Source organism: Saccharopolyspora flava (genome assembly GCF_900116135.1).
Lineage (GTDB): Bacteria > Actinomycetota > Actinomycetes > Mycobacteriales > Pseudonocardiaceae > Saccharopolyspora > Saccharopolyspora flava.
This window is the reverse complement of sequence record NZ_FOZX01000001.1, coordinates 764,300-790,989: the sequence shown is the minus strand read 5'-3', so window position 1 is coordinate 790,989 and position 26,690 is coordinate 764,300. Positions and strand designations below refer to the sequence as shown.

Genomic DNA, 26,690 nt, shown 5'->3' with positions numbered 1-26,690 from the left:
ACCGCCTGTCCAGCGGCAGGCTGCGCTAAGGAGCTTTGTCAACATGCGCGCCCATCCCGCCGGGCCGCTGCACGCCGACGTCGTGCCCCCCGGCAACACCGCAGGACCGTCCCCGTCGAGCACGGGGGAGACCGACCTGCTGCATCCGCACGTGTGGCCGCGCAACAGCGAGCGCGGCGCCGACGGCGTCGTGCGCGTCGCGGGCCTGGACGTGCGGGAACTCGCCGAGCAGTACGGCACCCCGCTGTTCGTGCTCGACGAGGACGACTTCCGGTCGCGGTGCCGCGACTACGCCGAGGCCTTCGGCGACCCGGCCGCCGTGCACTACGCCTCGAAGGCGTTCCTGTGCACCGAGGTGGCCCGCTGGGTCGCCGAGGAGGGGCTGAGCCTGGACGTGTGCAGCGGCGGCGAGCTGGCCGTGGCGCTGCGCGCCGGGTTCCCCGCCGAGCGCATCACCTTCCACGGCAACAACAAGTCCGTGGCCGAGCTGACCGCCGCCGTGGACGCCGGGGTCGGTTCGGTGGTGCTGGACTCGTTCCACGAGATCGCCCGGCTCGACCACATCGCCACCCAGCGCGGCGCGACGCAGCGCGTTCTGGTGCGGGTGACGGTCGGCGTCGAGGCGCACACCCACGAGTTCATCGCGACCGCGCACGAGGACCAGAAGTTCGGGTTCTCGCTGGCCGCGGGCCAGGCCGCGGAGGCGGTTGCCCGGGTGCTCAAGGCCGACGGGCTGGAGCTGGCCGGTCTGCACAGCCACATCGGTTCCCAGATCTTCGAGGTGGACGGGTTCGAGCTGGCCGCGCACCGGGTGGTGCGGCTGCTGGCGGAGCTGCGGGAGGAGCACGGGGCCGACGCGCTGGCCTCGGCCGACACCGTCGACCTCGGTGGTGGTCTGGGCATCGCCTACACGCCCGAGGACGATCCGATGCCGCCCGCGCAGCTGGCGAGCAGGCTCTTCGAGATCGTCGGCAAGGAGGCCGAGAACGCGGGCCTGCCGGTGCCGAAGATCGCGGTGGAGCCGGGGCGCGCGATCGTCGGGCCGAGCATGATGACCGTCTACGAGGTCGGCACGATCAAGGACGTGGCGCTGGGCTCGGACGTCGAGCGGCGTTACGTCAGCGTTGACGGCGGGATGAGCGACAACATCCGCACCTCGCTCTACGACGCGGTCTACGACAGCCGTCTGGTGTCGCGTTCGGCCGAAGCGGAGCCCGTTCTGTCCCGCATCGTGGGCAAGCACTGTGAGTCCGGTGACGTAGTGGTGCGCGATTGCTGGCTTCCGGGCGACATTGCTCCGGGAGACCTGCTCGCGGTGGCCGCCACCGGGGCGTACTGCTACGTGATGGCCAGCAACTACAACCGCCTGCCCAAGCCGCCGGTGGTTGCGGTTCGCGCTGGTCAGGCGCGATTGTTGCTGCGCAGGGAGACCGAGGACGACCTGCTCCGGCTGGAGGTGTGAGTGATCCGGGACCGTGAACCGATCAGGGTCGCGATGTTGGGCTGCGGCACCGTGGGCACCGAGGTGCTGCGGCTGCTGCAGGATCAACCGGAGGAATTCGCGGCGCGAACCGGGGCCCCGATGCTGGTCACCGGTGTCGCCGTGCGGCGCCCGCACAAGCATCCGGAGGTGCCCGAGCAGCTGCTGACCACCGATGCGCAGGCGTTGGTGGAGGGCGACGTCGACGTCGTGGTGGAGCTGATCGGCGGTATCGAGCCGGCCAGGTCGCTGCTGCTGACGGCGCTGCGCTCGGGCAAGTCGGTGGTGACGGCGAACAAGGCGCTGCTCGCCGAGCACGGCTCGGAGCTCTACGCCGCGGCCGACGAGTCGGGTGCCGACATCTACTTCGAGGCCTCGGTGGCGGGTGCGATCCCGCTGCTGCGGCCGTTGCGCGAGTCGTTGGCCGGGGACCGGATCAACCGGGTCATGGGCATCGTCAACGGCACGACGAACTACATCCTCTCGGCGATGGACTCCACCGGCGCGGGCTACTCGGAGACGCTCGACGAGGCCGGTCGGCTGGGGTACGCGGAGGCGGATCCGACGGCGGACGTGGACGGTTTCGACGCTGCGGCGAAGGCCGCCATCCTCGCGTCGCTGGCGTTCCACACCCGCGTCTCGGCCGGTGACGTGCACCGCGAGGGGATCTCCGGGGTCACCCCGGGCGACATCGCGGCCGCGGCGACGCTGGACCGCACGGTGAAGCTGCTGGCGATCTGCGAGCGGGTCGTCGACGACAACGGTGCCGAGTCGGTGTCGGCGCGCGTGCACCCGGCGATGATCCCGCGCAGCCACCCGCTGGCCGGGGTCGGCGGGGCGTTCAACGCGGTGTTCGTGGAGGCCGAGGCCGCCGGTCAGCTCATGTTCTACGGGCAGGGCGCCGGTGGGGCGCCGACGGCGAGCGCGGTGCTGGGCGACCTCGTCGCGGTGGCCCGGAACCTGGTGGTCGAGGGCAAGGGGCCGCGCGAGTCGGCGCACGCCCAGCTGCCGGTGCAGCCGATGGGCAAGACCCCGACCCGGTACCACATCAGCCTCGACGTGGCGGACAAACCTGGTGTGCTCTCGCAGGTGGCGGCGACGTTCAACGAGCACGATGTGAGCATTTCGGTGGTGCGTCAGCAGGGCAGGGGTGCCGAGGCCAGCCTCGTGGTGGTCACGCACACCGCCGACGACGCGGCACTGTCGTCCACAGTGGACAAGATCGCGCAGCTCCCGATTGTGCGCGAAGTGGTCAGCGTGATGCGCGTGGAAGGTGAACCGACGTGACGAACATCCAGAGCGCTCCGGCGAAGTCCGGAGCCGGCTGGCCCGGTCTGATCGAGGCCTACCGGGACCGGGTCGCGGTTCCGGACGGCGCGCGCATCGTGACGCTGCAGGAGGGCAACACCCCGCTGGTGCCCGCGCCGCACCTGTCGGAGCGCACCGGGTGCACCGTCTACCTGAAGGTGGAGGGCGCCAACCCGACCGGGTCGTTCAAGGACCGCGGCATGACGGTGGCCATGACCCACGCGCTCGCCGAGGGCAGCAAGGCCGTCATCTGCGCCTCCACCGGCAACACCTCGGCGTCGGCGGCCGCCTACGCCGCACGCGCCGGGCTGACCTCGGCGGTGCTGGTGCCGCAGGGCAAGATCGCGCTGGGCAAGCTGGCCCAGGCCGTCGTGCACGGCGCGAAGATCCTCCAGGTCCAGGGCAACTTCGACGACTGCCTGGAGCTGGCCCGCAAGACCGCCGCCGAGCACCCGGTCACCCTGGTCAACTCGGTCAACCCGGTGCGCCTGGAAGGCCAGAAGACCGCGTCGTTCGAGATCTGCGACGTGCTGGGCCGCGCGCCCGACATCCACTGCCTGCCGGTCGGCAACGCCGGCAACATCACCGCCTACTGGAAGGGCTACACCGAGTACCACGGCGAGGGCATCACCGATTCCCTGCCGCGGATGTTCGGCTTCCAGGCCGCCGGTGCCGCGCCGCTGGTGCACGGTCACCCGGTCGCCGAGCCCGAGACGATCGCGACCGCGATCCGCGTCGGCAGCCCGGCTTCGTGGGAGGGCGCGGAGAAGGCCAAGGACGCCTCCGAGGGCCTGTTCTCCGCGGTGAGCGACGAGGAGATCCTCGCCGCCTACCGCACGCTGGCCTCGCGCGAGGGCGTGTTCGTCGAGCCCGCCTCGGCCTCCAGCGTCGCCGGCCTGCTGGCCACCGCCGCCGACGGGCGCCTGCCGAAGGGCTCGGTCGTGGTGTGCACGGTCACCGGGCACGGTTTGAAGGATCCCGACACCGCGCTGGCGGGCATGGTCGAGGTCGAGCCGCTGCCGGTCGACCCGAGCGCGGTCGCCGACGCGCTGGAGCTGCGGTGAGCCCGCTGCCCGTGGGAGCGGTCCGGGTCGAGGTTCCCGCGTCGACGGCGAACCTCGGCTCGGGATTCGACGCGCTGGGCATGGCGTTGTCGTTGCACGACACCGTCTTCGCGCGCGTGGCCGAGGGCCCGGAGGGCTCGGCGACGGTGTCGGTGACCGGTCAGGGTGCCGGTTCGGTGCCCGGTGACGAGCGGCACCTGGTCGTGCGGGTCATCCACGACACCCTTGCGGAGCTGGGTTTTCCGGCTCCGCCCGCGCTGGAGTTGCGCTGCGAGAACAGCATTCCGCACTCGCGCGGTCTGGGTTCCTCGGCGGCGGCCATCATCGCGGGCATCGCCGTCGCGCACGGCCTGGCCGGGATCGACCTGCGCGCGGCCGAGAACGCGGAGCGCGCGCTGCACCTTGCGGCTGTCCGCGAGGGGCACGCCGACAACGTGGCGGCGAGCCTGCTGGGCGATTTCGTGCTGGCGTGGCGGGAATCGGACCGGTTCCGCGCGGTGAGCGCGCCCGCGCACCCGGAGGTGTCGCCGATCGCCTTTGTGCCGCAAGCGGAATCGGCGACGCACGTGACGCGAGGGCTGCTGCCGGAACGGGTTCCGCACGCCGACGCCGCGTTCGCCGCGGGCCGCGCCGCGCTCGCGGTGCACGCGATCACCCGCGATCCGTCGCTGCTGCTGGCCGCGACCGATGACCGGCTGCACCAGGACTACCGCGAGCCTGCGTGGCCGGAGACCGTGGCGCTGGTGCGCGCGCTGCGCGCGGAGGGGATCGCGGCCGCGGTGTCCGGTGCGGGCCCGACGGTGCTGGCGCTGCCTGTGAAGAACGTGAACGCGCGCGAGTTCGCTCCCGAGGGCTTCGCCGCGCTGGACCTCCCGGTCGACCGGGCCGGGGTCCGCACGCACGTCGAGGGCTGACCCGATCACCCCGCGGCCGGGCGCGTCGACGCCGGGTCGCGGGGTGGGTCACGAGCGAAAAGGCCTGATCAGCGGCCCCCGGCGCGGTGGTTTCGCCGGGAGTGGTAAAAAGGAGTTGTCGCCGACGGTCCGCTAGCGCGAGTCGCTGGAGGGAATCACGCGGGCCGGTCCCCGAAACGGGATCGCACCGCTTTCCGGGGTCTTCGTTCGTGGAAATGTCGACGGCTTGATCTGCGAGCGCGCTACACGCCCGCGGGGGGTTGTTGCACCCGAACTACGGGGCGTCTACCCTCAAGGTCAATCAGTCACCGCGCCTAGGGCCGGTGCCGTGCCCGGAACATCGTTTTCCGGGGCGCATCTCCCGCTGTGAATTGGCCTTCGCCCGGCATGGGTGAAGATCAACTTCAAGGGGGTCTGGCGACCGCGGTGACCGAGGCAGGAGTTGTCAACTCAAAGTGAGTTCGCTTCGGGATCATCGGCGCCAATCCGTTGCCGATGTCGGGGTTGGGGCCTTAAGTTCCACGGTGTGGCCTCTCAAGGTGACCATGACGCCGACCCGGATCCTGAAGTTTCCCGGTTCACCACCGGGGCAATCCGAGAGTCGGGGATTCCTGGAATGAGGCGGCAGGACGTGCATCGGCACGTGTGGATCGGAGTGGATGCGTCGCACATGGACCACGCGAGCCGGGTGCCTCCCACTGCCCGGTGCTGCTGGTTCCCCGAGCCAACGCCGAAGTCGGTAATGCTGTGCCCGAGGGGCGAATCCGACCGGCGACAGGGCTGGTAGCACATACCGGCCGTCCGCACTCAGATGAGCGGGCGGGCAATCCGCTGGGTCGCGTAGGAGGCGCGGTCCGGTCAGGAAGGACATTCGTGAGCAACACCGAACTGTTGAGCAGCGAGGCCGCCAACGGCACCTCATCTGCTGGCCAGCAGGATGCCGAGGCCAACGGCACTCCGCGGCGACGCGGCGGACTTTCCGGCATGGTTCTTGCCGAGCTGCGCCAACTCGCGGGGGAACTGGGGATCGAGACCGGAGGCCTTCGCAAAGGCGACCTGATCGCCGCGATCAAGGAGAAGCAGGGTGGCGGCAGCACTGCGCCGCGAACCCGCTCGACCGCGAAGAAGGCCCAGGTGCGCAGCGAAGAATCCCCCGCCAAGGCCAGCCAGCCGACCCTCGACGGCAACGCGAGCGAGGGCGACAACGCTTCCCGTGACACCGCCCCGCGCGAGGGCCGTGACACCGCGTCGCGCGACGGTGCGGCCGAGTCGAACAACAACGGCTCCGCCCCCGCGCGCACCCGCACCCGTCGGCAGTCCGGCGACAGCGGCGGCGAGGACGACAACCGCCGCGGCAACAACCGCCGTCGCCGCTCCAACGGGCGCAACAACGCGAGCACCGAGTCGGGCGGTGCCGACGACCAGCGCGGCGGCAACGCCGAGCGCAAGTCCGACAACAACCGCGACAACCGGCAGGACCGGGACAACAACCGGGACAACCGGCAGGACCGGCAGGATCGCGACAACCGGCAGGACGATGACGACGAGGGCCGCGGCAGGGGCCGGGGACGTCGCTTCCGCGACCGCCGCCGCAACCGCGGTCGCGGCGAGGGCGGCGAGCCGGAGGTCCGCGAGGACGACGTGCTGCTGCCCGTCGCCGGCATCCTCGACGTGCTGGAGAACTACGCCTTCGTGCGCACCTCCGGCTACCTCGCCGGGCCGAACGACGTCTACGTCTCGCTGTCGCTGGTCCGCAAGTACGGGCTGCGCCGCGGCGACGCCATCAAGGGCGTCATCCGCCAGCCCCGCGAGGGCGAGCAGCAGCGGCAGAAGTTCAACCCGCTGGTGCGGGTGGACTCGATCAACGGCCTGGAGCCCGAAGCCGCCAAGAGCCGCTCCGAGTTCCACAAGCTGACGCCGCTGTACCCGAACGAGCGCCTGCGCCTGGAGACCGAGCCGCAGAACCTGACCGGCCGGATCATCGACCTGGTCATGCCCGTCGGCAAGGGGCAGCGCGCGCTGATCGTCTCGCCGCCCAAGGCCGGTAAGACGATGGTGCTGCAGGCGATCGCCAACGCGATCACCACGAACAACCCCGAGTGCCACCTGATGGTCGTCCTGGCCGACGAGCGTCCGGAAGAGGTCACCGACATGCAGCGCTCGGTCAAGGGTGAGGTCATCGCCTCCACCTTCGACCGCCCGCCGTCGGACCACACCACGGTCGCCGAGCTGTCCATCGAGCGCGCCAAGCGCCTGGTGGAGATGGGCCACGACGTCGTCGTGCTGCTGGACTCGATCACCCGGCTGGGCCGCGCCTACAACCTGGCGGCCCCGGCGTCCGGGCGCATCCTGTCCGGTGGTGTGGACTCCACCGCCCTGTACCCGCCGAAGCGGTTCCTGGGCGCGGCCCGCAACATCGAGAACGGCGGCTCGCTGACGATCTTCGCCACGGCGCTGGTCGAGACCGGTTCGACGATGGACACGGTCATCTTCGAGGAGTTCAAGGGCACCGGTAACGCGGAGCTCAAGCTGGACCGCAAGCTCGCCGACAAGCGACTGTTCCCCGCGGTCGATGTGGACTCCTCCAGCACCCGCAAGGACGAGATCCTGCTCTCGCCCGACGAGCTGGCCGTGACCCACAAGCTGCGCCGGGTGCTCGCCGCCCTCGACGCGCAGCAGGCGCTGGAACTCCTGCAGGACCGGCTCCGCAAGTCGCGCACCAACATCGAGTTCCTGATGCAGGTCGCCAAGAACACCCCGGGCAAGGACGACGACTGACCCGTCCCCACCGGCAGAACAGGGCCCGCACCCGAGAGGGGGGCGGGCCCTGTTTGCGGTCCGGGGTGACAGGAAGGTTCCCTTGCTCAGCTCGGTGCGCGGCAGGAAGGGGGCCTCGTGCCGTTGCCGGGGCGCGTGGTGACAGGAAGGTTCCCTTGCACCGGTCAGGGCCGGTTCAGGTGGGCAGGCAGTCGGCCTCGTCGCGGGTCTGGCGGGAACGAACGAGCAGCCCCGCGAGCAGCAGGGCGGCGATCGGGCCGATGATCAGCGCGGCGCCCATCGGGAGCGTGAACACGTCCATCGCGACCGCGCAGGCGAGCATCACCAGCGGGTAGGCGACGCGCAGGCTCAGGCGCTGCCAGCGGAAGCTCCACTTGACGTGGCCGGCGCTGAACAGCGCCAGCCCGCCGGCGAAGCCGAACAGCAGGGGAGCCGACAGCGACAGGTCGCCCGCCACGGTCGGCTCGGTCTGCAGCATCAGATCGATGAGCGCGGCGACCCCGGTGGCGCTGCCCAAGAAGAGCAGGGGAAGGAACACCCACGACCGGACCGTGAGTCTTCCCAGGGCAGCGCAGAACAGCACCCGACGATGATGAACGGCGTTCACGGAGTTCTGCATCCGGGGCGCGACCCGGCCTCGCCGGGCGGTTGCTCCGCTGCGCCGGGCGGTCGAGCTGGTGCGACGAACGGCTCCGGGAATACTGGTCCGAACACCTGCGTTGCAGGTCGCGTGCCGTGGTCTGGCACAATCGAAGGCTGGTTCCGGTCCCGGTTCACCACGTCGCGAGGTGCGCGTGGACCCGGCGGCCAAGTTGAGAGGAAACGCCGTTGAAGAGTGGCATTCACCCCGAGTACGTGGTGACGCAGGTCAACTGCGGTTGTGGCAACAGCTTCACCACCCACAGCACCCGCAAGAGCGGTCAGATCACCGTTGAGGTCTGCTCGAACTGCCACCCGTTCTACACGGGTAAGCAGAAGATCCTGGACACCGGTGGCCGCGTGGCCCGCTTCGAGGCCCGGTACGGCAAGCGCAAGAAGTAGCTGCGCCGACGGCGCCCGCCCTCCGCTCCCACGCGCGAGGGCGGGCGCCGTCATTGCGTGAGGGCCGTCTCGACCGGGGGCGGCTGCGTCGAGACCGACTTCAAGCCGTCAGGAAAAGGGTCGCCCCGTGGAGACATCGAAGCTCGAAGGTCTGCTGGCCGAGTACGAGGATCTGGAGAAGCGGCTGGCCGACCCGAGCGTGCACGTCGACCAGGCGAACGCCCGCAAGCTCGGCCGCCGCTACGCCGAGCTCACCCCCATCATCCGCACCTCCCGCGAGCTCGACGAGACGCGCTCCGACCTGGAGACCGCGCGCGAGCTCGCCGCTGAGGACGAGGGCTTCGCCGAGGAGGCCGAGCGGCTCGCCGAGCGCCTCCCCGAGCTGGAGGACAAGCTCACCGAGCTGCTGCTGCCCCGCGACCCGCACGACGGTTCCGACGTGGTGCTCGAGGTCAAGTCCGGTGAGGGCGGCGAGGAGTCCGCGCTGTTCGCCGGCGACCTGCTGCGCATGTACCTCCGGTTCGCCGAGCGCCAGGGCTGGCGGGCCGAGGTCCTCGACTCCACCGAGTCCGATCTCGGCGGCTACAAGGACGCCACCGTCTCGCTCAAGGCCAAGGCCGGCGACAACAGCCCTGATGGCGTGTGGTCGAAGATGAAGTTCGAAGGCGGCGTGCACCGGGTGCAGCGCGTCCCGGTCACCGAGTCGCAGGGCCGCGTGCACACCTCCGCGGCGGGCGTCCTGGTCTACCCGGAGCCCGAGGAGGTCGAGGTGGAGGTCGACGAGAAGGACCTGCGCATCGACGTCTACCGGTCGTCCGGACCGGGCGGGCAGAGCGTGAACACCACGGACTCGGCGGTGCGCATCACCCACCTGCCGACCGGCATCGTGGTGTCCTGCCAGAACGAGAAGTCGCAGCTGCAGAACAAGCTGCGCGCCATCCAGGTGCTCAAGGCCCGGCTGCAGGCGGCGGCCGAGGAGGAGGCCCAGCGGGAGGCGTCGGAGACGCGCCGCAGCCAGGTCCGCACGGTCGACCGCTCCGAGCGCATCCGCACCTACAACTTCCCGGAGAACCGCATCTCCGATCACCGGGTCAACTACAAGGCGTACAACCTCGATCACGTTCTCGACGGTGACCTGGAGGCGGTGCTCGACGCGCTGCTGGCTGCGGATCGCGCCGAGCGCCTCGCGCTCTAAGCTGACCGACGTGACCCGACAGCCCTTGCGCCTGGCCATCCTGGAGGCCGAGCGCACTCTCGCGGCGGCGGGCGTGGGAAGTCCGCGCACCGACGCCGAGCTGCTCGCCGCGCACCTGCTCGGCGTCGAGCGCACCAAGCTGATGATGGTGCCGCTGGTCGACCCGCCGGTGGTGCAGGCGCTGCAGGACCTGGTGCGGCGCCGCGCCGCGCGGGTTCCGCTGCAGCACCTGACCGGGCAGGCGCACCTGGGTGCGGTGAACCTCGAGGTCGGGCCCGGTGTGTTCGTGCCCCGCCCGGAGACGGAGCTGCTCCTGGAGTGGGGCGGCAGCGTCATCGAGGGCGTCGACAAGCCCACGATCGTCGACCTGTGCACGGGCTCGGGAGCGCTGGCGCTGGCGTTGGCGCACGCCCGCCCGGACGCCTCGGTGCACGCGGTCGAGAAGGACCCGACCGCGCTGTCGTGGGCCCGGCGCAACGCCGAGCGGCGCGCGGCGGCCGGCGACGGCCCGATCACCCTGTACTCGGGCGATGTCACCGACCCGATGCTGTTCATGGAGTTGGAGGGCCTGGTCGACCTGGTCGTCTGCAACCCGCCGTACGTGCCGGACGGGACCCCGGTCCCGCCCGAGGTCCGCAACCACGATCCGCACGAGGCGGTGTTCGGCGGCCGCGACGGCCTCGACGTCGTCCGTCACGTGGTGGCCTGCGCGGCCCGCCTGCTCAAGCCGGGCGGTGGTGTGGCGATCGAGCACGATGACACGCACGGCGGCTCGGTGCCCGCGCTGCTGCGCGCCCGCAGGGTCCTCACCGACGTCCGGGAACACCCGGACCTCGCCGGTCGCCCCCGCTTCGCCACCGCCCGCCGCACCCAGCCGGAGTGACAGGAAGGTTCCCTTGCTCCGCACGGAGCAAGGGAACCTTCCTGTCACCGTCCCGGTCCACCACTGCGATGAAGGTCGTGGCGTGAGCGCGGTGGTGAGCGAAAGGTTCCCTTGCTCAGCTCACGGGCTTGCCGTCGGTGCCCTCGGACTCGGTCTTCTTCGGCTTGTCGGTCGCCTTCTCGGCGGCCTCGGGCTTCTCGGTTTCGTCGTCCGCGGGGGTGGCCTTCGCGTCGGTGCTGGCCGAGTCGGTGTCGGTGGTCGCGTCGTCGGTGTCGTTCGCCGGTTCGGTGCGTGAGGTGTCGGAGTCGGCGGGTTCGGCTTCGGGCTTTGGTTCCGCCGCTGCCTTCGTCGTCTCCGGTTCGGGCGCTGGCTCCGGCTTCCGGGGAGCTTCCGCTTCCTCGGCGTCCTCCGTCGCCTCGGTCGCGGTGTCCTCCTCGGCCTTCACGTCCTCTTCGACCTCCGCGTGCTCGGCGGTCTCGGGCTCTTCGGCCGTGTCGGGCTCCTGGGGCTCGTCGGCTGGGGCCGGTGCGTCGTCCTCGTCCTTCGACGGGGAGTCGACCTTGATGAACCGGGTCGGTGCGTCGGCGGTCGCCTTCGTGTCACCGGAGGCCTCGTCGGCGGTCTCGGTGCTTCCCGAGTCGGTCGCGGGCTTGCCGGTGGTGTCCTCGTCCGGCTTCGCCGCGTCCGCGTCGTCCTCGGAAGCGGGGGTGCTGCCGGTGCCGATCTTCAACATCTGCGTCTCGGCCTCGGCGGTGTCCTGCGAGCCGGAGGGGGCCTTCATCCGCTGCGTGGGGGCCTCCGCGCTCGCATCGCGCTGCGGGCCCGCGGTCGCCGGGCCCAAGGCCGCCGGGCCTGAGGTCGCCGACGCCGGGGGAGCCGGGGTGTCGAGCGCGTTGACGAACTCGCGGAGCAGGGCGTTGAACTCCGTGGGTCGTTCCCGGTTGGGCCAGTGACCGGCCTGCTGCATGATCCGCAGCTGGGCGCCGGGGATCGCGCCCGCCACGGCCTGCGCGGAGGCGACCGGGACGAGGGCGTCCTTCTCGCCGTGGATGACGGTCACCGGGCACGTGATCCGGTCCAGCTGCGGCAGGTGGTTGATGCTCATCGAGCGCCGGTTGATGGCGTCGGCGTGCCAGTCGGCGAACACCGAGCGGCGGGCGCGGGCCTCGGCGCCGATCTCCTCGACGACGGCGTCCAGGTCGCGAACCGACGAGGGGTCGGCGAAGAACACCTTGTCCAGGGCGGTGCGCACCAGGGCGCGGTTGCCGCGCAGCAGCTTGGCGGCGACCCGGCCGCTGAGGTCGGTGCGCATCAGCAGGTAGGTCAGCAGGTGGTGCGGCATGCGGTGCTGCACGCCGGTGCTGTCGACGAGGGCGAGCGCGCGGACCCGCTGGGGGTGGCGCAGCGTGAACCCGGCGGCGATGCTGCCGCCCATCGACAGGCCGACCAGGATGGCCTGCGGGACCTGCCAGGCGTCGAGCAGCCAGCGCAGCACCTCCTCGAAGGTGCGCTGGTTGCCGCGCCCGCGCCATTCGGTGCTGCCGCCCTGTCCGGGCAGGTCGGGGGCGTAGACGCGGTGGTCGGGGGCGAGGGCGCCGATGGTGTGGCGCCAGCTCAGCAGCGCGTTGTCGGGGCCACCCCCGTGCAGCAGGACGATGGGTGGACCGTCGGTTCCCGCCTTGTAGTAGCGGACCTTGCCGGCCGGGAATTCGATCTGGTCGACCTCGACACCCTGGGGTGGGGCGGTCATCAGCGCTCTCCTCATCTCTGTGCTCGATCGGCGCCCGTGTCCGGCAGACGCGTGGGAGGCCGGGCTCGTTTCGTGTCCACGACCACACCCGAATTGATCTCGGGCCGATGCTCCGGCGTTACTAGTCAGGATGCCCGGGACGGTGATCTGCTGCACCACCCGCAGGCGCTTCGGCGTGGCGTGTCAGGATTCGTGGGGTGAGCACCGTTTTTGACTGCAGCAGTCCGGACAAGCGCGAGGCGGGATTGGCCGCCGCGGCGAACGCGGTCCGCGCCGGCGGGCTCGTCGTGCTGCCGACCGACACGGTCTACGGGATCGGCGCCGACGCCTTCGACGCCGAGGCCGTGCGATCGCTGCTGGCGGCGAAGGGGCGGGGCCCGGACATGCCCGTCCCGGTCCTGGTCGGGTCCTGGTCCACGGTGGACGGCCTGGTCATGTCGGTCCCGGACCAGGCGCGTGCGCTCATCGAGGCCTTCTGGCCGGGCGGGCTGTCGCTGGTGCTGCCGCAGGCACCGTCACTGAACTGGAACCTGGGCGAGACCCGGGGCACCGTGAACCTGCGGATGCCGCTGCACCCGGTGGCGCTGGACCTGCTGCGCGAGGTCGGCCCGATGGCGGTGTCCAGCGCCAACAGCACAGGTCAGCCGCCTGCCGGCAACGTCACCGAGGCGGAGGAGCAGCTCGGCGACCGGGTGCAGGTGTACTTGGACGGCGGGCCGTCGGGGGACCCGGTGGCCTCGACCATCGTGGACCTGACCCAGGGGACGCCGCGGATCCTCCGCGACGGCGCCGTGAGCAGGGCCGAGCTGTCCGACGTGCTCGGTGTGGAGCTCGAAGCGGACCGGTGAACGGACCCGGTGGCGCGATCGATAGCGTTAGACCGCAAACAGTGCGGACCTGCCGTCCCGGGTCGGGGCGGGCGGCGGTCTCGCCGCGCGGGTGCCAGGCGCCGCGGCGACGCCGGTGCGGGACCGTGATTCTCTAGCGACGAGGAGCGCCGGGTTTGATTACTCCGTTCTGGGGGCTGGACTTCGACCGCGCGCCGCAGCGCGGGTGAGCCACCGGCATGGACTACGCACCCTTCGCCCCGGTCGGACTGCCCGCGCGTGAGTACCTGCTGGTACTTCTCACGGCGGCGGTCACGACCTTCCTGCTGACCGGCCTGGTCCGGTTGCTGGCCATCCGGGTGGGCGCGGTGGCCTACCCGCGGGTCCGGGACGTGCACGTCAAGCCGATGCCGCGGATGGGCGGCGTCGCGATGTACGGCGGCGTGGTGGCCGCGGTCTTCCTGGCCGCGAACCTGCCGGCGCTGTCCCGCGGGTTCGCCTACTCGAAGGATTCGCTGGCGGTGCTCATCGCCGGCGGGTTGATCGTGCTGGTGGGCGCGCTCGACGACCGGTTCGAGCTGGATTCGCTGACCAAGCTCGCCGGTCAGGTCACCGCGGCCGGGATCCTGGTGCTCTCCGGTGTGCAGTGGTTCGTGTTCTGGGTGCCGTGGGGCGGCACCGACGGGCACGTGGGCCAGCTGCTGGTGCTGGGCAGCAACCAGGGGCAGCTGCTGACGGTGCTGCTGGTCGTGGCGATGATCAACGCGATGAACTTCGTCGACGGCCTGGACGGGCTGGCCTCGGGCATCGGCCTGATCTCGGCGACGGCGACGTTCGTGTTCTGCCTGAGCGTGCTGGACCGGCAGAACGGCGACGTCAACGCCTACCCGCCCGCGCTGATCGCGGCCGCCATCGCCGGTGCCTGCCTGGGGTTCCTGCCGCACAACTTCCAGCCCGCGAAGATCTTCATGGGCGACTCGGGGTCGATGCTGATCGGCCTGATGCTGGCCACGGCGAGCACCTCGGCTTCGGGCCGCATCATCTACACCGGTTCCGGGCCGGGCGACACGATCGCGCTGCTGTCGCCGCTGCTGGTGGTGGCCGCGGTGCTGTTCGTGCCGCTGCTGGACCTGATCATGGCGGTGGTGCGGCGGACGAAGGCGGGCAAGAGCCCCTTCCACGCCGACAAGATGCACCTGCACCACCGGTTGCTGGAGATCGGTCACTCGCAGCGCCGCGCGGTGCTGCTGATGTACCTGTGGGCGGCGGTGATCGCCTTCGGCGCGGTGTCGTTGACGCTGTTCAACACGTGGGTCGTGGGCTGGGTCGTGGCACTGGTCGTGCTGCTGGCCGCTATCATTTCGGTGATTCCGCGCATGCGAACCCGAGCCGATCGAGAGTCCTGATGAGCGAAGCACCCGAGCCCGCCACCGGTGAGCAGTCCGAGCCGGTGAACCCGCACGCCGAGGTCGTGCGCAGGCTGGCCTCGGCGATGCTGCGCACCGCGGTGTGGCCGGGTGCGGCCACGGTGGTCATCGGGGCGATCGTGGCGACGGTGCTGGTCGGTGTTCCCGGGCTGGTCGGGGCGCTGATCGGTGGGGTCGTGGCGTTCGGGTCCTCGTTGCTGACCATCTGGCTGATGCGGTTCTCCGGAGGCATGAACCCGCAGTTTGTGATGGTTGTCGCATTGGGTGGCTACGTGGGCAAGATGCTGGTGCTGCTGGTGGTGATGACGTTGCTGGGAGGCATCGACGTCATCCACCGGGAGTCGCTGGCGTTCACGATGCTGGCCACCGTGATGGTGTGGGCCGGTGCGGAGGTCGTGGCCTTCAAACGCACCAGGATCCCGACCATCATTCCGGGTAACTGAACCGTTCTCACGGCGTAATCCGGGCCTGCGGACGGGTGGAATCGCAGGGGTAGCCGACCAGCATGTCGGTTGGCTACGTACCCGCTGGTAAGGTCTGACCCGCAAGCCTTCCCTGCACAGCGGGTTGAAGGGCACCAGGAGGCCGGCCCTTGAGACCACACTAGGTGGGGTGGGCCCCTCCGCGTGCCGGATCGCGTATCAGGTACGTTAAGTGCAAAACGTGACGATTCCCCCGGAAGAGTGAAGTTCGGCCGGGAGAACCGGAAGGAGCCCAGTTGGGCGCGCTGATGCTGGCCGAAGGCGGAACATTCCAGCCGCCGGGCGCCGATAGCTTTTTCCTCCCGCCGATCGCCGGCGGAGTCACCAAGCCGATGGTTCTCGTCATCGCTTCGGCGATCATCGTGGGCGCCTACTTCCTGATCGCCACCCGAAACCTGAAGCTGGTTCCGGGCAAGGGTCAGTTCGTGGCCGAGTTCGCCTACGAGTTCAGCAGGAACAAGATCGCCCGGGAGCAGATCGGCGCCAAGGACTTCCGTCCTTTCGTGCCGCTGATCTTCGCGCTGTTCACGTTCGTTCTGGTGAACAACCTCTTCGGCATCATCCCGATCATCCAGTTCCCCACGATGTCCAAGATCGGTTTCCCGATCGCGCTGGCCGCCGTGGTGTACCTGGTGTTCCACGGGGTCGGGTTCGCTCGCCACGGCTTCCTGGGCTACTTCAAGCACATCATGTTCCCGCCCGGGGTCCCGAAGCCGATCTACATCCTGCTGGCACCGATCGAGTTCCTGCAGAAGTTCATCGCGCAGCCGGCCGCGCTCGCGGTCCGAGTTTTCGCCGCGATGTTCGCCGGGCACCTCATCCTGCTGGTGTTCACGCTCGGCGGTGAGTACCTGCTCATGGAAGCCAGCGTGGCGTTCAAGCCCATCTCCGTGGTGGCGTTCGCCTTCGCTATCGCCCTGACCTTTGTCGAAGCCCTGATCCAGGTGCTCCAGGCCTACATCTTCGCCCTGCTGACCGCCAACTTCATCGGCGCGGCACTGGCCGAAGGCCACTGACGGCCTGACACAAATAAAGAACCGGGCGACGACAAAGACTTTCCGATCCGAAAAAGGACCTGTCGATCCGCCCAGATAAAGCGGACCGAGTGAAAGGTAGTGAAAGTGAGCAACATCGTTCTCGCGCAGGCCGCTGAGGCCGCGGGCAGCATCAACCCCGGTCTCGCCGCGATCGGCTACGGCCTCGGCGCCGTCGGCCCGGGCATCGGCGTCGGCCTGATCTGGGCCGCCGTGATCAACGGCACCGCCCGCCAGCCGGAGGCCCAGGGCCAGCTGCAGGGCATCGCCTGGATCTCCTTCGTTCTGGTCGAGGTGCTGGCGCTGATCGGTCTGGTCGTCTACTTCATCGCGTCGGCTGCCTGATCATCTGACGGCTCAACGCGTTGGGAGACGTTGTGGTGAAGACCCAGATGCTGCTGGCCGCTGAAGGCGAGCACAACCCGATCATCCCGGAGCCCGCGGAGATCGTGGTCGGTCTGATCGCGTTCCTGCTGCTGCTGTTCGTGCTCTGGAAGTTCGCGGTCCCGCGCTTCGAAAAGATCTACGCGGAGCGCAGCGAGCGGATCGAGGGCGGGATCGCGAAGGCCGAGGCCGCCCAGGCCGAGGCCCAGCGGACCCTCGAGCAGTACAAGTCGCAGCTGGCCGAGGCTCGCGCCGAGGCCGCGCGCATTCGCGACGACGCCCGGGCCGAGGGGCAGCAGATCCTGGAGGAGATGCGCGCTCAGGCTCAGACCGAGTCGGACCGCATCGTCAGCCAGGGTCAGGCCCAGCTGACGCACCAGCGGGCGCAGATCGTCGCCGAGCTGCGTGCCGATCTGGGACGTCAGGCGGTCGACCTGGCCAGCCGGGTGGTCGGCGAGTCCCTGGAGGACGAGGCGCGTCGTCGCGGCACCGTGGACCGGTTCCTCGACGAGCTGGACGCGACCTCGGCCCCGGCCGAGTCGGCCAAGCCCTGAATCTAGTGAAAGGCGCTGAGAGTTGAGCACCCTCGTGAACGCCGCGAGCCGTGAGGCAATGGCAGCGAGCCAGCTGCAGTTGCTGCAGGCCACTGACGGGGCTCAGGCCGCGGAGATCACCGGGCTCGCCGACGAGCTGTTCGGCGTGGCCGCTCTGCTGGGCCGTGAGTCCACGCTGCGGCGGGCGCTCGCCGACGCCTCCACCGACGCGCAGTCCAGGGAGAACCTGGCCCGCGGGTTGCTGGAAGCGAAGGTCGGCGCCCGGGCGCTTCCGGTGATCGTCGAAGCCGTCCGCGCCCGCTGGTCCAACCCGAGCGACCTCGTCGGCGGACTGGAGCAGCTGGCCCGCACCGCGCTGCTGGTGCAGGCCGAGCGGGCAGGTCGCCTCGACTCCGTCGAGGACGAGCTGTTCCGCCTGGGCCGCATCATCGGCTCCGAGGTGGACCTGGAGCGCTTGCTGTCGGATCCCTCCGGGGACCCGGCTGCCAAGACCGCCGTGCTGGATCGGCTCATCGAGGGCAAGGTCGAACCGGTCACCCTCGAACTGGTCCGGCAGCTCGTGGCCCGGCCGCGTGGCCGGCGGGTCAGCGAGGGGCTGGAAGAGCTGGCCGAGCTGTCGGCGAAGCGCCGGGAACGCTCGGTGGCGCACATCCGATCCGCTTTCCCGCTCAGCGAGGAACAGCAGGACCGGTTGTCGCGCACCCTGCAGCGGATCTACGCCCGTCCGATCGCTCTGCACCTGGAGGTCGATCCCGGTGTCGAGGGCGGGCTGCTGATCAAGGTCGGTGACGAGGTCATCGACGGCAGCGTGACGGGACGCCTGCAGACGCTGCGGCGCGACCTGGCCGACTGATGCCGACGCCGCGCCCCGGCTTCACCGAGCCGGGCGCGCGGCGCGCAACACCAACTCCCTTCCAAGAACTAACCGAGGGCAGGAACGAGACATGGCGGAGCTGACGATCTCGTCGGACGAGATCCGCAGTGCGATCGAGAATTACGTCTCCAGCTACTCCCCGGAGGTCAGCCGCGAGGAGGTCGGGGTCGTCACCGAGACCGGTGACGGCATCGCCCATGTCGAGGGCCTGCCTTCGGTCATGACCGAGGAGCTGCTGGAGTTCCCCGGCGGCATCTACGGTGTCGCGATGAACCTGGAGGCTCAGGAGATCGGTGCGGTCATCCTGGGTGAGTCCGACAAGATCGAGGAGGGCCAGGAGGTCAAGCGGACCGGCCAGGTCCTGTCGACCCCGGTCGGCGACAACTTCCTCGGTCGCGTCGTGAACCCCCTGGGTGAGGCCATCGACGGCCTCGGCGACATCGTCGCCGAGGAGCACCGTCCGCTGGAGCTGCAGGCCGCCACGGTCGTGCAGCGCCAGGGCGTCGGCGAGCCGATGCAGACCGGCATCAAGGCCATCGACTCGATGACCCCGGTCGGTCGCGGTCAGCGTCAGCTGATCATCGGTGACCGCAAGACGGGCAAGACCACGGTCGCCGTCGACACGATCATCAACCAGAAGAAGAACTGGGAGTCGGGCGACCCGACCAAGCAGGTCCGCTGCATCTACGTCGCGATCGGCCAGAAGGGCTCCACGATCGCCGGTGTGAAGCGGTCCCTCGAGGAAGCCGGCGCGATGGAGTACACCACCATCGTCGCGGCTCCGGCCTCGGACTCCCCGGGTCTGAAGTGGCTGGCCCCCTACACCGGTTCGGCCATCGGCCAGCACTGGATGTACCAGGGCAAGCACGTCCTGATCATCTTCGACGACCTCACCAAGCAGGCCGAGGCCTACCGCGCGATCTCGCTGCTGCTGCGTCGTCCGCCGGGCCGCGAGGCCTACCCGGGTGACGTCTTCTACCTGCACTCGCGTCTGCTGGAGCGCTGCGCGAAGCTGTCGGACGAGCTGGGCGCGGGTTCGATGACCGGTCTGCCGATCATCGAGACCAAGGCCAACGACGTGTCGGCCTACATCCCGACCAACGTCATCTCGATCACCGACGGCCAGTGCTTCCTGCAGTCGGACATGTTCAACGCCGGTCAGCGCCCCGCCATCGACGTCGGTATCTCGGTGTCGCGTGTCGGTGGTTCCGCGCAGATCAAGGCGATGAAGGGCGTCACCGGTTCGCTGCGTCTGGACCTGGCGCAGTACCGCGAGCTGGAGGCCTTCTCGGCCTTCGCCTCCGACCTGGACGCCGCCTCCAAGGCTCAGCTGGACCGCGGTGCCCGCCTGATGGAGATCCTCAAGCAGGGTCAGGGCGAGCCGCTCCCGGTCGAGGAGGAGGTCGTGTCGCTGTTCATCTCCACCAAGGGTCACCTCGACTCGGTGGCGATCGGCGACGTGCGCCGCTTCGAGAGCGAGTTCCTCGCGCACATGCGCCGCTCGCACGAGACCACGCTCAAGGAGATCGTCGAGACCGGCAAGCTGTCGGCCGACGGCGAGAAGGTCATCGTCGACGCGGTGGAGGAGTTCAAGAAGAGCTTCACCGGTTCGGCCGGTTCGGCCGCCCCGAGCGGTCCGGACGCCGAGGCTCTGGCAGCCGACGAGGTCGGGCAGGAGACCGTGAAGGTCGCCAAGCCCGCCCCGAAGGGATGACCGGATAAGCCATGGCCAACCTTCGGGAACTCCGGGATCGCATCCGGTCGGTGAAATCGACCCGGAAGATCACCAAGGCGCAGGAGCTGATCGCTACCTCGCGCATCACCAAGGCGCAGGCCAGGGTCGAGGCTTCGCGGCCGTACGCCGAGGAGATCACCAACGTCCTGTCCGCGCTGGCCGACGTGAGCACGCTGGACCACCCGCTGCTGACCGAGCGCTCGAACCCCAAGCGGGCCGGGGTGCTGGTCGTGACCAGTGACCGGGGTTTCTGCGGTGGGTACAACGCCAACGTGATCAAGGCCGCCGAGGAGCTGCAGTCCCTGCTGCGCGAGCAGGGCAAGCAGCCGGTGCTGTACGTCATCGGCCGCAAGGGCGAGTCGTACTACAAGTTCCGGCAGCGCGAGATCGAGGCCAGCTGGTCCGGTTTCAGCGACCGGCCCGAGTACGCCAACGCCTCCGAGGTCGGCGAGACCCTGGTCAAGGCGTTCCTGGCGGGCGCCGACGACTACCTCGACGACGGTGGTCCGGACGGTAAGCTGGGTGTGGACGAGCTCCACCTGGTCAGCACCGACTTCGTGTCGATGCTGACCCAGAAGCCCGCCGTCCGGCGGATCGCTCCGCTGGAGGTCGAGTACACCGACGAGCGCAAGCTCAAGCCCGTCTTCGAGTTCGAGCCGGACGCCGAGACGCTGTTCTCCGCCCTGCTGCCGAAGTACATCAAGACCCGCCTGTTCGCGGGTCTGCTGGACTCGGCGGCGTCGGAGCACGCGGCGCGGCGGACCGCGATGAAGTCGGCGACGGACAACGCGGACGAGTTGATCCGCAACCTCAGCCGCGAGGCCAACCAGGCCCGCCAGGCCCAGATCACCCAGGAAATCAGCGAGATCGTCGGCGGTGTCGAGGCGCTCTCGTCCGCAGGAAGTGAGTGACATGACTGCTGCTACTGCCACCAGCACTGGCACGGGCCGCGTCGTCCGGGTGCTCGGCCCGGTCGTGGACGTCGAGTTCCCGCGTGACCAGGTGCCGGACCTGAACAACGCCCTGACCGCCGAGATCACGGCGGAGGGCATGGCCAAGACCCTGACCCTCGAGGTCGCCCAGCACCTGGGTGACAGCGTCGTGCGCACGGTCTCCATGCAGCCCACCCAGGGCCTGGTCCGCGGCGTCAACGTCGTGGACAGCGGTGCCGCGATCTCCGTCCCGGTCGGCGACAAGGTCAAGGGCCACGTGTGGAACGCGCTGGGCCACTGCCTGGACGAGCCGGGCTACGGCTCGGACGCCGAGCGCTGGGAGATCCACCGCAAGGCCCCGGCCTTCGACCAGCTCGAGGGCAAGACCGAGGTGCTGGAGACCGGCATCAAGGTGATCGACCTGCTCACCCCGTACGTGCAGGGTGGCAAGATCGGTCTGTTCGGTGGTGCCGGTGTCGGCAAGACCGTTCTGATCCAGGAGATGATCCGCCGAGTCGCCAAGAACTTCGGTGGTACCTCCGTGTTCGCCGGTGTCGGTGAGCGCACCCGTGAGGGCAACGACCTCTGGGTGGAGATGGACGAGTCCGGCGTTCTCGCCGACACCGCCCTGGTGTTCGGTCAGATGGACGAGCCGCCGGGCACCCGTATGCGCGTGGCGCTGTCCGCTCTGACGATGGCGGAGTACTTCCGCGACGTGCAGAACCAGGACGTGCTGCTGTTCATCGACAACATCTTCCGGTTCACCCAGGCCGGCCAGGAGGTCTCGACCCTGCTCGGTCGCATGCCTTCGGCCGTGGGTTACCAGCCGACGCTGGCCGACGAGATGGGTGAGCTGCAGGAGCGCATCACCTCGACCCGGGGTCGTTCGATCACCTCGATGCAGGCGATCTACGTGCCGGCGGACGACTACACCGACCCGGCGCCGGCGACGACCTTCGCCCACCTGGACGCGACGACGGAGCTGTCCCGTCCGATCTCCCAGATGGGTATCTACCCGGCGGTCGACCCGCTGACCTCCAGCTCCACCATCCTCGACCCGTCGATCGTGGGTGACGAGCACTACCGCGTGGCCCAGGAGGTCAAGCGGATCCTGCAGAAGTACAAGGAGCTGCAGGACATCATCGCCATCCTCGGTATGGACGAGCTGTCCGAAGAGGACAAGGTGACGGTGCAGCGGGCGCGTCGCATCCAGCGCTACCTGTCGCAGAACTTCTTCGTCGCGAAGCAGTTCACCGGCCAGGAGGGCTCCTTCGTCCCGGTGAAGGAGACCATCGAGGCCTTCGACAAGCTGTGCAAGGGCGACTTCGACCACTACCCGGAGCAGGCCTTCCTGTCCATCGGTGGTCTCGACGACCTCGAGGCCGCGTACAAGAAGCTCACCGAGCAGTGATCGCCCGCCCCGCCGAGCCCGGCGGGGCGTGGTGAAACCGGCGAGCGGGGTCGGGACCCGAGGCGGTCCCGACCCCCTTTGCCACTAGGCCCTTCCAGCCCGGCAGTCATGATCGCCCCGGTGGCGTTGGCTAGACTGCGGGCACACACCCGACAAAGGAGACGCGCGTGGCCAACATGTCCGTCCAACTGGTCGCCGTCGAGCGCCTGCTGTGGTCCGGGGAGGCGACCGCGGTGGTCGCGCAGACCACCGAGGGAGAGATCGGCATCCTGCCGGGTCACGAGCCGCTGCTCGGGCAGCTGGTGGAGGGTGGCGTCGTGCGCATCACCACCACCGACAAGGAGACCGTGACCGCTGCGGTGCACGGTGGTTTCCTCTCGGTGACCGGTGCCGGTGTGAGCGTGCTCGCCGAGTCCGCCGAGCTGGCCCAGGAGATCGACGTGGCGCAGGCCCGTCAGGACGTCAAGAGCGACGACGAGCTGGCCAGAACGCAGGCGGCCGCCCGATTGCGAGCAGCGGGCCAAGCGGACTGATCGGGCCAGCATGGGTTCGCCGGTCGTGGTGCTCGTGGCAGCGGTGACGCTGCTGGTGCTCGCCGCTGCGGTGGTGGGCCTGCTCGCGTGGCGGCGAGTCCGCGAACTGCGGGTCGGAGGCATCGACGTGGCGCTGCGCGCCACCGATGGCAAGGGACGCGGCTGGCAGCTGGGTGTGGCGCACTACCGGGGCGAGGAATTCGCCTGGTACCGCATCCTGAGCCTTCGCTCCGGCCCGAACTGGGTGATCAACCGGCGGACCGTGGACATCGCGCAGCGCCGCGAACCGTCGGTCGCCGAGGCGTACGCGATGCCGAGCGGCTCCACCGTCCTGGACCTCACAGGACCGGACCTGGAGCTGGCGATGAACAGCGACGCGCTGACCGGTTTCCTCTCCTGGCTCGAATCGGCACCACCGGGACGATCGGTGCCGTGGGCGTCGTAGGACGCCCGACGAACAACAGCGGGGCCCACCACGGGCCCCGCTTTTTTCGTGCCCGGGGTGGAGCATGGGAACTTTCCTGTCACTCCCGCCCCGGTGGTGGCGGGAGGGTTCCCGTGCCTCAGGGGTGACAGGAAGGTTCCCATGCTCGCGTGGGCCCGGGAGCTCTCCGGCGGGTGGGCTGGCCGAGACTGGGGGCGTGGTTGAGGACTTCACGATCGCCCCGGAGCCGTTCGGCGGGGCTGACGCCCGGTGGGCGTTGGCTCAGTACGTCGCTGAGCTCGTCGAGCGCTTTCCGGAGGGTTTCGATCCGGGTAGGGGCGCGCCGCCCGATGAGGACGCTTTCACGCCGCCGAAGGGCGTGTTCCTGCTGCTGCGCCGGGACGGGTCGGTGCTGGGCTGCGGAGGGGTGCGGACCGAGTCGCCGGGGACCGCGGAGATCAAGCGGATGTGGATCTCGCCGGAGCTGCGCGGCAGGGGTGCCGGCCGCGCGATGCTGAGCGCGCTGGAGGAGCAGGCGCGCCGGTTGGGGTTCTCCCGGGTCCGGCTCGACACGGCGGCCGAGCTGGTGCAGGCGCGGGCGATGTACGCCAAGGCCGGCTACGCCGAGGTCCCGGCCTACAACGACAACCCGTATGCCGCGCACTGGTTCGAGAAAGGCCTTCTCTGACCAGGCCTGGAGCCGATTACGCTGCGGGTGTGCGCATCGAGATCGTCGACTACGACCACCCCGATTCCCAGCGGTTGATCGAGGATCTGCAGCGGGAGTACGTCGCCCGCTACGGCGAAGCCGACATCACTCCCGTGGACCCGGCCGAGTTCTCCCCGCCGCAGGGCCTGTTCCTGCTGGGCTATCTCGGGGACGAGCCGGTCGCCTCCGGTGGCTGGCGGGTTCACGAGTCCGATGAGGAGGACTTCCGCGACGGCGACGCGGAGCTCAAGCGCATGTACATCGTCCCGGCGCAGCGCGGCAACGGGTTGTCCAGGCGGATGCTCGCCGAACTGGAGTCCGCCGCCGCGCTGGCCGGGCGCAAGCGCCTGGTGCTGGAGACCGGCACCGAGCAGCCCGAGGCCGTGGCGCTCTACGCGTCGTCCGGGTACGAGCGGATCGACAACTTCGGCATCTACCGCGACGACCCGCGCAGCCGCTGCTTCGCCAAGGAGCTCTAGGCGTTGCCGCCGGGCTTCCACAGCACGTCGCCGTCGGGGTTGGCGACCCTGGCCAGGATGAACAGCAGGTCGGAGAGCCGGTTGAGGTACTTCGCCGGCAGCGGCGAGGTGCGGTCGGGGTCGGCTTCCTGCAACGCCCAGGCGGAGCGTTCGGCGCGGCGCGCCACGCAGCGCGCCTGGTGCAGCAGGGCGGCACCGGGGGTGCCGCCGGGCAGGATGAACGAGTCGAGCTTGCCGAGCCGCTCGTTGAACTCGTCGCACCAGCCCTCGAGCCGGTCGATGTAGGGCTGGGTGACGCGCAGCGGCGGGTACTCGGGGGCCTCCACCACGGGAGTGGACAGGTCCGCACCCACGTCGAACAGGTCGTTCTGCACCGCCCGCAGCGCGCTCACCACGTCGTCGGGGAGTTCGGCGGTCGCCAGCGCCACGCCCAGCACGGAGTTCGTCTCGTCCACGTCGGCGTAGGCGACCAGGCGCGGGTCGGTCTTGTGGACCTTCGAGTTGTCCGACAACCGCGTGGTGCCCGCATCGCCCGCGCGCGTGTAGATCTTCGTCAGGTGGACTGCCATGCCCCACACCCTAGGCGCGGCGGGGCCGGGTGGAGAGTGGCAGGAAAGTTCCCCTGCACCGCTCTGCGGTGAGTGGGAGGTTCCCCTGCTTCCCACCCGGTGGGAGGAAGGTTCCCTCACTCGCTCGTGACCCGCCACGATGCGCGCCACGCCGGGGCCGTAACCTCGATGCTCGTGAGTGAGCACTTCCGGGTACGCGGCGGAGCCCGCCTCGTCGGCGCGGTGGACGTGGTCGGGGCGAAGAACAGCGTGCTGAAGCTGATGGCGGCGGCGCTGCTGGCCGAGGGCACGACGACGATCGTGAACTGTCCCGAGATCCTGGACGTTCCGCTGATGGCCGACGTGCTGCGCAGCCTCGGCTGCGAGGTGACGATCGACGGCGGCACGGTGCGCATCACCACGCCCGCCTCGATCAGCCACGAGGCCATCTCGCCGTCGATGGGCAAGTTGCGCGCCTCGGTGTGCGTGCTGGGGCCGCTGGTCGCGCGCTGCCGCCGCGCGGTGGTGACGCTGCCCGGTGGTGACGCGATCGGTTCGCGCCCGCTGGACATGCACCAGAACGGGCTGCGCAAGCTGGGTGCGACCAGCCACATCGAGCACGGTGCGGTGGTCGCCGAGGCCGAGAACCTGCAGGGCGCGCAGATCTGGCTGGACTTCCCGAGCGTGGGCGCCACCGAGAATATCCTGATGGCCGCCGTGCTGGCGGAAGGCACCACGGTGATCGACAACGCGGCGCGCGAGCCGGAGATCGTCGACCTGTGCGTGATGCTGCAGCAGATGGGCGCCAAGATCGAGGGCGCGGGGACCTCCACGCTGACGGTGCACGGCGTGTCCTCGCTGCGCGCGGTGGAGCACCGCGTGATCGGTGACCGCATCGTCGGTGCGACCTGGGCTTTCGCCGCGGCCGCCACCCGCGGTGACATCACGGTCAACGGAGTGGATCCCCGGCACACGAACCTGATGCTGGAGAAGCTGCGCAGCGCGGGCGCGGAGGTGATCACCGAGGAGGAGAGCTTCCGGGTGGTCATGCCGGAGCGCCCGAAGGCCGTGGACTACGTGACCCTGCCGTACCCGGGTTTCCCGACGGACCTGCAGCCGATGGCGCTGGCCCTGTCGGCGGTCGCCGACGGCACCTCGATGATCACCGAGAACCTGTTCGAGTCGCGGTTCCGGTTCATCGAGGAACTGGTGCGGATGGGTGCCGATGCGCGCACCGACGGGCATCACGCCGTGGTGCGCGGCCTGGATCGGTTGTCCAGCGCGCCGGTGTGGGCGACCGACATCCGCGCGGGCGTGGGCCTGGTGCTGGCGGGGTTGTGCGCGGACGGCGACACCGAGGTGTGGGACGTGTTCCACATCGACCGGGGGTATCCGAACTTCGTGGAGAACCTGCGCGCGCTGGGTGCCGACATCGAGCGCGTCGCCGACTGATCTCGCCTGTTCTGCGGCCGGTGTCCCGTTCTCGGATCGGGTGCCGGCCGTTGTGCTCGGCGGGGCGGGGGATCATGATCATCGGTTCCGGGTGCGTGGCTAGAGTCCTCGTGCACCTGGTGAGAATCCGGAAAGGGAACCGATGAGCACCATCCCGCGGGTCGGCCGAATCATGACCTTCACCGCGAAACCCGGCCGGGGCGCGGAGCTGGCTTCGATCATGTTGCAGGTGGCCGAGGGCCTGCGCGGTTCGCTGGGTTGCGAGCTCTACCTGGTCAGCCGTGACGCGGAGGCTCCCGACACGGTGCGCGTCGTGGAGGCGTGGACGGATTTCGCCAGTGCCGACGCGGCTCTGGCCACCACGGTGGCCACGCACGCCGACATCGACCTCAACGCGGTGCTGGGGATGCTGGCCGAGCCGCCGGAGCAGATCGATCTGGACGCGCTCGGCGGCGTCGGCCTGTGATCCGGC

General features: G+C 69.8%; 27 protein-coding genes. 24 read left to right on the top strand and 3 right to left on the bottom strand.

Annotated features, from left to right (window positions below; genetic code table 11):
• The first annotated feature begins 43 nt into the window (after positions 1-43).
• From lysA to rho, 5 genes are all read left to right on the top strand, one after another.
• On the top strand, positions 44-1,462 hold the full coding sequence (gene lysA, locus BM424_RS03610) for a diaminopimelate decarboxylase (protein WP_093413644.1): 1,419 nt from the start codon (positions 44-46) through the stop codon (positions 1,460-1,462).
• Positions 1,463-2,767: a homoserine dehydrogenase gene (locus BM424_RS03605; RefSeq protein WP_093413642.1), complete on the top strand. Its 1,305-nt coding sequence runs from the start codon at positions 1,463-1,465 to the stop codon at positions 2,765-2,767.
• On the top strand, positions 2,764-3,852 hold the full coding sequence (gene thrC / locus BM424_RS03600; RefSeq protein ID WP_175547917.1) for a threonine synthase: 1,089 nt from the start codon (positions 2,764-2,766) through the stop codon (positions 3,850-3,852). Before BM424_RS03605 ends, thrC begins: the two co-directional genes overlap by 4 nt.
• Positions 3,849-4,766 carry a homoserine kinase gene (gene thrB / locus BM424_RS03595; protein WP_093413641.1) on the top strand — a complete coding sequence of 306 codons (918 nt, stop codon included), beginning with the start codon at positions 3,849-3,851 and terminating at the stop codon, positions 4,764-4,766. The genes thrC and thrB overlap by 4 nt, the downstream gene beginning before the upstream one ends.
• A gap of 873 nt (positions 4,767-5,639) precedes the next feature.
• Positions 5,640-7,544, top strand: coding sequence for a transcription termination factor Rho (rho, locus tag BM424_RS03590; protein WP_093413639.1), 1,905 nt, complete (start codon positions 5,640-5,642; stop codon positions 7,542-7,544).
• A gap of 175 nt (positions 7,545-7,719) precedes the next feature.
• Here the strand turns inward: rho and BM424_RS03585 are convergent, their stop codons facing one another.
• A complete protein-coding gene (locus tag BM424_RS03585) occupies positions 7,720-8,061 on the bottom strand; it encodes a hypothetical protein (RefSeq protein ID WP_245775582.1) in 342 nt (113 codons plus the stop codon).
• 311 nt (positions 8,062-8,372) lie between these two features.
• Here BM424_RS03585 and rpmE point away from each other — a divergent pair, with 311 nt between their 5' ends.
• The 3 genes from rpmE to prmC all read left to right on the top strand — a co-directional run bounded on the left by rpmE (position 8,373) and on the right by prmC (position 10,663).
• A complete protein-coding gene (gene rpmE / locus BM424_RS03580; RefSeq protein ID WP_093413636.1) occupies positions 8,373-8,585 on the top strand; it encodes a 50S ribosomal protein L31 in 213 nt (70 codons plus the stop codon).
• 127 nt (positions 8,586-8,712) lie between these two features.
• Positions 8,713-9,780, top strand: a complete 1,068-nt coding sequence (gene prfA / locus BM424_RS03575; RefSeq protein WP_093413635.1) for a peptide chain release factor 1 — start codon at positions 8,713-8,715, stop codon at positions 9,778-9,780.
• A 10-nt stretch (positions 9,781-9,790) separates the two neighbouring features.
• Positions 9,791-10,663, top strand: a complete 873-nt coding sequence (gene prmC, locus BM424_RS03570) for a peptide chain release factor N(5)-glutamine methyltransferase (RefSeq protein WP_093414615.1) — start codon at positions 9,791-9,793, stop codon at positions 10,661-10,663.
• A gap of 115 nt (positions 10,664-10,778) precedes the next feature.
• Here prmC and BM424_RS29045 read toward each other — a convergent pair whose 3' ends face one another.
• The gene (locus BM424_RS29045; RefSeq protein ID WP_217649616.1) at positions 10,779-12,413 is read right to left on the bottom strand and encodes an alpha/beta fold hydrolase; all 1,635 of its coding nucleotides are present in this window, start codon (positions 12,411-12,413) and stop codon (positions 10,779-10,781) included.
• 197 nt (positions 12,414-12,610) lie between these two features.
• Here BM424_RS29045 and BM424_RS03560 point away from each other — a divergent pair, with 197 nt between their 5' ends.
• From BM424_RS03560 to BM424_RS03495, 14 genes are all read left to right on the top strand, one after another.
• Positions 12,611-13,261, top strand: a complete 651-nt coding sequence (locus BM424_RS03560; protein ID WP_093413633.1) for an L-threonylcarbamoyladenylate synthase — start codon at positions 12,611-12,613, stop codon at positions 13,259-13,261.
• 218 nt (positions 13,262-13,479) lie between these two features.
• Entirely contained in the window at positions 13,480-14,646 is a 1,167-nt protein-coding gene (locus BM424_RS03555; protein WP_093413632.1) for a glycosyltransferase family 4 protein, read from the top strand.
• Positions 14,646-15,110, top strand: a complete 465-nt coding sequence (locus BM424_RS03550; RefSeq protein WP_093413630.1) for a Cg1360 family ATP-synthase-associated protein — start codon at positions 14,646-14,648, stop codon at positions 15,108-15,110. Before BM424_RS03555 ends, BM424_RS03550 begins: the two co-directional genes overlap by 1 nt.
• 275 nt (positions 15,111-15,385) lie before the next feature.
• Positions 15,386-16,165 (top strand): F0F1 ATP synthase subunit A, encoded by a 780-nt coding sequence (gene atpB / locus BM424_RS03545; RefSeq protein ID WP_093413629.1) that lies wholly within the window; start codon positions 15,386-15,388, stop codon positions 16,163-16,165.
• 105 nt (positions 16,166-16,270) lie between these two features.
• Entirely contained in the window at positions 16,271-16,528 is a 258-nt protein-coding gene (locus BM424_RS03540; protein ID WP_029534827.1) for an ATP synthase subunit c family protein, read from the top strand.
• 35 nt (positions 16,529-16,563) lie between these two features.
• Positions 16,564-17,121 carry a F0F1 ATP synthase subunit B gene (locus BM424_RS03535; RefSeq protein WP_093414614.1) on the top strand — a complete coding sequence of 186 codons (558 nt, stop codon included), beginning with the start codon at positions 16,564-16,566 and terminating at the stop codon, positions 17,119-17,121.
• A gap of 22 nt (positions 17,122-17,143) precedes the next feature.
• A complete protein-coding gene (locus BM424_RS03530) occupies positions 17,144-17,974 on the top strand; it encodes a F0F1 ATP synthase subunit delta (protein WP_093413628.1) in 831 nt (276 codons plus the stop codon).
• Positions 17,975-18,065: 91 nt separating this feature from the next.
• A complete protein-coding gene (atpA, locus tag BM424_RS03525) occupies positions 18,066-19,709 on the top strand; it encodes a F0F1 ATP synthase subunit alpha (RefSeq protein WP_093413626.1) in 1,644 nt (547 codons plus the stop codon).
• A gap of 11 nt (positions 19,710-19,720) precedes the next feature.
• Positions 19,721-20,641, top strand: coding sequence for a F0F1 ATP synthase subunit gamma (locus tag BM424_RS03520; RefSeq protein WP_093413625.1), 921 nt, complete (start codon positions 19,721-19,723; stop codon positions 20,639-20,641).
• 1 nt (position 20,642) lies between these two features.
• On the top strand, positions 20,643-22,073 hold the full coding sequence (gene atpD, locus BM424_RS03515; RefSeq protein WP_093413623.1) for a F0F1 ATP synthase subunit beta: 1,431 nt from the start codon (positions 20,643-20,645) through the stop codon (positions 22,071-22,073).
• 167 nt (positions 22,074-22,240) lie between these two features.
• Entirely contained in the window at positions 22,241-22,606 is a 366-nt protein-coding gene (locus BM424_RS03510) for a F0F1 ATP synthase subunit epsilon (protein WP_093413622.1), read from the top strand.
• A gap of 10 nt (positions 22,607-22,616) precedes the next feature.
• A complete protein-coding gene (locus BM424_RS03505) occupies positions 22,617-23,051 on the top strand; it encodes a DUF2550 domain-containing protein (protein WP_093413620.1) in 435 nt (144 codons plus the stop codon).
• Between the two features lie 196 nt (positions 23,052-23,247).
• A complete protein-coding gene (locus BM424_RS03500; RefSeq protein WP_245775581.1) occupies positions 23,248-23,718 on the top strand; it encodes a GNAT family N-acetyltransferase in 471 nt (156 codons plus the stop codon).
• A gap of 29 nt (positions 23,719-23,747) precedes the next feature.
• Positions 23,748-24,218: a GNAT family N-acetyltransferase gene (locus BM424_RS03495; RefSeq protein WP_093413617.1), complete on the top strand. Its 471-nt coding sequence runs from the start codon at positions 23,748-23,750 to the stop codon at positions 24,216-24,218.
• Here BM424_RS03495 and BM424_RS03490 read toward each other — a convergent pair.
• Positions 24,215-24,787 carry a cob(I)yrinic acid a,c-diamide adenosyltransferase gene (locus tag BM424_RS03490; protein ID WP_093413616.1) on the bottom strand — a complete coding sequence of 191 codons (573 nt, stop codon included), beginning with the start codon at positions 24,785-24,787 and terminating at the stop codon, positions 24,215-24,217. The two genes, BM424_RS03495 and BM424_RS03490, sit on opposite strands and share 4 nt — an antisense overlap.
• A gap of 174 nt (positions 24,788-24,961) precedes the next feature.
• On the opposite strand from BM424_RS03490, the gene murA reads away from it, so the two are divergent.
• A complete protein-coding gene (gene murA, locus BM424_RS03485) occupies positions 24,962-26,218 on the top strand; it encodes a UDP-N-acetylglucosamine 1-carboxyvinyltransferase (RefSeq protein WP_093414612.1) in 1,257 nt (418 codons plus the stop codon).
• Positions 26,219-26,360: 142 nt separating this feature from the next.
• Entirely contained in the window at positions 26,361-26,684 is a 324-nt protein-coding gene (locus BM424_RS03480; protein WP_093413614.1) for a putative quinol monooxygenase, read from the top strand.
• The last annotated feature ends 6 nt before the right edge of the window (positions 26,685-26,690 follow it).

Excerpts from the sequence above, each read along its gene's own strand:
- lysA (WP_093413644.1), top strand. The coding sequence starts at position 44 with ATGCGCGCCCATCCCGCCGGGCCGCTGCACGCCGACGTCGTGCCCCCC.
- BM424_RS29045 (WP_217649616.1), bottom strand. The coding sequence starts at position 12,413 with ATGACCGCCCCACCCCAGGGTGTCGAGGTCGACCAGATCGAATTCCCG.
- BM424_RS03555 (WP_093413632.1), top strand. The coding sequence starts at position 13,480 with ATGGACTACGCACCCTTCGCCCCGGTCGGACTGCCCGCGCGTGAGTAC.
- BM424_RS03550 (WP_093413630.1), top strand. The coding sequence starts at position 14,646 with ATGAGCGAAGCACCCGAGCCCGCCACCGGTGAGCAGTCCGAGCCGGTG.
- atpA (WP_093413626.1), top strand. The coding sequence starts at position 18,066 with ATGGCGGAGCTGACGATCTCGTCGGACGAGATCCGCAGTGCGATCGAG.
- BM424_RS03520 (WP_093413625.1), top strand. The coding sequence starts at position 19,721 with ATGGCCAACCTTCGGGAACTCCGGGATCGCATCCGGTCGGTGAAATCG.
- atpD (WP_093413623.1), top strand. The coding sequence starts at position 20,643 with ATGACTGCTGCTACTGCCACCAGCACTGGCACGGGCCGCGTCGTCCGG.
- BM424_RS03505 (WP_093413620.1), top strand. The coding sequence starts at position 22,617 with ATGGGTTCGCCGGTCGTGGTGCTCGTGGCAGCGGTGACGCTGCTGGTG.
- BM424_RS03490 (WP_093413616.1), bottom strand. The coding sequence starts at position 24,787 with ATGGCAGTCCACCTGACGAAGATCTACACGCGCGCGGGCGATGCGGGC.
- BM424_RS03480 (WP_093413614.1), top strand. The coding sequence starts at position 26,361 with ATGAGCACCATCCCGCGGGTCGGCCGAATCATGACCTTCACCGCGAAA.